Source organism: Methylomagnum sp. (assembly GCF_054333355.1).
Genome location: NZ_JBTEKS010000404.1, coordinates 1 through 3892, shown reverse-complemented (window position 1 = coordinate 3892; position 3892 = coordinate 1). Strand labels below are relative to the sequence as shown.

At 63.5% G+C, this 3892-nt stretch carries 5 protein-coding genes; 3 read left to right on the top strand and 2 right to left on the bottom strand.

Annotated features, from left to right (window positions below):
• Positions 1 to 1173: hydroxylamine reductase (gene hcp / locus ACXWUF_RS20135; RefSeq protein WP_458496353.1), on the bottom strand; the 1173-nt coding region annotated here is incomplete at its 3' end.
• 130 nt (positions 1174 to 1303) lie between these two features.
• On the opposite strand from hcp, the gene ACXWUF_RS20130 reads away from it, so the two are divergent.
• Positions 1304 to 1993 carry a Crp/Fnr family transcriptional regulator gene (locus ACXWUF_RS20130; RefSeq protein WP_458496352.1) on the top strand — a complete coding sequence of 230 codons (690 nt, stop codon included), beginning with the start codon at positions 1304 to 1306 and terminating at the stop codon, positions 1991 to 1993.
• A gap of 125 nt (positions 1994 to 2118) precedes the next feature.
• Here the strand turns inward: ACXWUF_RS20130 and smbP are convergent, their stop codons facing one another.
• Positions 2119 to 2463 (bottom strand): small metal-binding protein SmbP, encoded by a 345-nt coding sequence (gene smbP, locus ACXWUF_RS20125; protein ID WP_458496351.1) that lies wholly within the window; start codon positions 2461 to 2463, stop codon positions 2119 to 2121.
• A gap of 235 nt (positions 2464 to 2698) precedes the next feature.
• Between smbP and ACXWUF_RS20120 the strand changes: the two genes are divergently transcribed.
• Both ACXWUF_RS20120 and ACXWUF_RS20115 read left to right on the top strand, forming a co-directional pair.
• Positions 2699 to 3502: a fumarylacetoacetate hydrolase family protein gene (locus ACXWUF_RS20120; protein ID WP_458496350.1), complete on the top strand. Its 804-nt coding sequence runs from the start codon at positions 2699 to 2701 to the stop codon at positions 3500 to 3502.
• Positions 3503 to 3577: 75 nt separating this feature from the next.
• A complete protein-coding gene (locus ACXWUF_RS20115; RefSeq protein ID WP_458496349.1) occupies positions 3578 to 3871 on the top strand; it encodes an antibiotic biosynthesis monooxygenase in 294 nt (97 codons plus the stop codon).
• The last annotated feature ends 21 nt before the right edge of the window (positions 3872 to 3892 follow it).

Below are 3892 nucleotides of genomic sequence, written 5' to 3'. Positions count from 1 at the left end.
GTCGATGACCTTGTCGGCCACGCCCAGCACGGCGGTACGGCCAAAGCCCACGGTGATGGTCTCTGCGGGCGCGTCCTCCGCGAAGCCGGGCAGCGCCTTGGCCGCTTGGATGACTTGCGAGAAATCCCCATTGGCGATGTGCCTGACGCCCGGCCAGCCCACCGGGCCGGCGGTGAAGATGCGCTGGCGGTAGCGGGGTTGCGGCTCCACGATACAGTTGGACGTCATCACGATGGGACCGGGGAAGTCGGCGAATTCGCGGGTCTGCTCCTGCCAAGCGCCACCGTAGTTGCCGACCAGGTGCGGGTATTTGCGCAGCTCGGGGTAGGCGTGGGCGGGCAGCAATTCACCGTGGGTGTAGATGTTGATGTCGGTGCCCTCGGTTTGCTTCAACAGCATCTCCAAATCGCCGAGATCGTGGCCGCTCGCCAGAATGGCCTTGCCTTTAACCGGCGTCATGCGGACTTGGGCCGGTGATTGCTGGCCGAAGCGTCCGGTGTTGGCGGCGTCCAGCAATTCCAGCACCTTCAGATTCAGGCTGCCCACCGCCAGCGCCTTGCCCAGCAGGGTTTCCACGTCGGCGGGATCGTCCGCCAGGAAGTCCATCAAGTCCTCGAAACCGGCATAGACGTCATCGCTCTCGTAGCCCAGCACATGGGCGTGATGGGCATAAGCGGCCACGCCCTTGAGTCCATACAGAATCATGGACCGCAAGCCCACGATGTCCTCGCCTACCGCGTCGAGTCCGGCATTCACCGCCGCCTCCGCCGCCTGCGCCAGCATCGCTTCCAAATCCGCCGCTGGCTCAAAGCTGGCGGGACCGGCCAGGGTTTCCGGCGTTAATCCTTGGGCACGGGCGGCCTGTTCGTACAGCGCCTTCAGTTGGCCGCGACGGGTGGCGGCTTCCTGAATGAGCGCGACGAAGCGGCCCGGATTGAAATTCACATTGGTCAGGGTGGTGAACATGGCGTACAGCATGAAGCCGTCCGCGCTTGCATCCGTGGCACCCAGGGTACGGGCGCGGTGGGCGTATTGGGCGAGGCCCTTCACGGTGTGGACCAGCAGGTCTTGCAGGTCGGCGGTCACGGTATCCTTGCCGCAGACACCCTTGGCGCTAGCGCAGCCATTGCCAGCGGGGGAACGGGTGGTTTGTTCGCATTGGTAACAAAACATGGTTTTCTTCCTTCAAAATGGTGGGCGGGATGGTTTCGACGGCGCACACGTTACCCGACCGCCCTCCCCTTTCTCCTTGACTTACATCAAGCGCGTTTTTTCCGTTCCCACATCACAGATTTGTAGCCTTATGAAAAAGCCCATCCCCGAGTGGCTACGCAAGCACCTCCTGTTCGCCGAACTGGAAGAATCCCAGCGCGACCACTTGATGAGCGCCGCCAGCTTCGCCCAATTGGAAGCGGGCGAGGAATTGTTCAGCCACGGCGAGATGGCCAAGCGCTTCTTCGTGCTGGAAACGGGCGCGATCCTTTTATACCGGCTGTCGGCGGCGGGGGAGGAAAAGGTGATTGAGATCATCCAGCCCTGGCAGTCCTTCGCCGAGGCCGTGATGTTCATGGATGGCAATCTTTATCCGGTGAGCGCCCGCGCCTTGGCGGAGAGCGAGGTCTGGGGCTTCGACATGAAGGGGTTCCGGGCCGTGCTGGAGACTTCCCCGGCAGTGTGCTTCAAGCTGCTGGCGCGGATGAGCCAGCGCTTGCACCAGCTTTTGCAGGAGATCGACCAACTCACCCTGCAAAACGCCACCATGCGGGTCGCCCAGCATTTGCTCGACGCCGCGCCGGAAGGACGACCAGCCCGCTACGCCGTACAGTGGGAAACCCCGAAGCAAGTGCTGGCCTCCCGTCTGTCAGTCCGCCCGGAGACGTTCTCCCGCATCCTCCATCAACTCGCCAAGGCGGGCTTGATCCAGGTGCAGGGCAAGACGGTGGAAGTGTTGGATGCGCGGCGGCTCCGGGAGTGGGCGGAACAAAGCGGGTGATCGTGGGAACGGTTTTCAACCGCGACCGGGGCAGGATCGGGATAAATTACACAGCGCGGACCGGCAGCCGCGAATCAATACCGCCATAAAGGTCGGCCCGCGCTCGGGCCGACCCTGCGCTGGCCTTAAGGGGCGGGTGCCTGCTTGAGCTGTTCGAGCGCCTGCTTGGCGTGTTCGGTCGCGGACTTGGCATTGTCCTTCTCGCCTTCCGCAATCGCCGCCTTCAAATGCACGATGCCCTGCTGGGTGTGCGGGCTGGGCTTTTCTTTTTCCGCCATTTCGGCGTGTTTCAGCGCCATCTCGGCGTGCTGGTCCAAGATCGCGGCGTGGCCCATTTCGCCATGTTCGATGGCGGCCTGGGTATGGGTCACGGCTTCCGCCCTATGATCCTCCGCCGCCCAAGCGGTGCCCGTGAAACCACAACCACTCAAGGCCAGCGCCGTGACGAGTCCGATGATTTTGGCTTGCATAGTCGCCTCCTCGTTTCCTCAAGGGCCGGGACATCCGGCCTTGCGAAATTAGACCCGCCAAAGTGGCGACTGCTCCCAAGCCGCCGAATTGGGTTAATCTAACCAGCCATGGCAAAACGCTGGACGCAAGGCTCCCCTCGCCGACCCCCGGGACTCGCACAAGACGGACCTCGCGCTCCGGCTCATCCGGCCAAGCCCCCCGGCAATCAACCGCTCACTCAAAACACCCAACCCCATGAAAATCATCCGCTTCATCGACCCACACGGCCACACCGGCCATGCCGCCCTCATGGAAGACGGCACGGCGCGGGTGATCGAGGGGGATTTGTTCGGCGAGTATCGCGTCACGGAGCGCCCGGCGGACGAGGCGAAGCGACTCGCGCCCATCCAGCCGACGGCGATTGTCTGCATCGGCCTGAATTACCGCTTCCACGCGGAAGAAACCAAGGCGCCCATTCCGGCCCATCCGGTGGTGTTCATGAAGCTGCCGGGCGCGGTCCAGCATCCGGGCGATCCCATACTGCTGCCGACCCATTTGAAGAGCGACAAGGTGGACTACGAATGCGAGCTGGCCGTGGTCATCGGCAAAGCGGCCAAGAACGTCCGCCGGGAAGACGCCCTCGATCATGTGCTGGGCTACACCGCCGCCAACGACGTGAGCGCCCGCGATTGGCAAAAATCCGGGGGCGGCGGGCAGTGGTGCCGGGGCAAGACCTTCGACACCTTCTGCCCGCTCGGCCCGGCGCTGGTGACGGCGGACGAAATCCCCAACCCGAACAATCTGGCGATTAAGACCGTCCTGAACGGCCAGGCCATGCAGGATTGGAACACCAGCGACATGATTTTCGATGTGCCCGCCCTGATTGCTTTCTTGAGCGGCAGCACCACGCTGCTGCCCGGCACGGTGGTTCTGACCGGCACGCCCCACGGCGTCGGCATGGCCCGCACGCCGCCGGTTTGGCTGAAAGACGGCGACACCGTGACGGTGGAGATTGAAAACATCGGCGCCTTAACCAATCCCGTGCGGGACGAACCATAGGCGCACGGGCGTCTCGCCCGCTTTTTCGCAATCAAGAACGGGCGAGACGCCCGTTCTCCTTTGGAGCCGAAACCCATGCAAGTCACCCTAGTCCATGTCCATGTGAAGCCGGAATTCATAGCCGCCTTCATCGACGCCACCCGCGCCAACCACGAGAGCTCGGTGCAAGAGCCGGGCAATCGGCGCTTCGATGTGCTGCAAAACCCGGATGACCCGGCGCGGTTCATCCTTTACGAAGCCTACGCCACCGCCGAGGACGCCGCCGCCCACAAGCAGACCGCCCATTACGCCACTTGGCGCGACACCGTGGCCGAGATGATGGCGGAACCCCGCCGGGGCGAGCCGCTGCGCGGGTTGTTTCCAAGCTAGCGCATACGCCGTGGGAGTGGG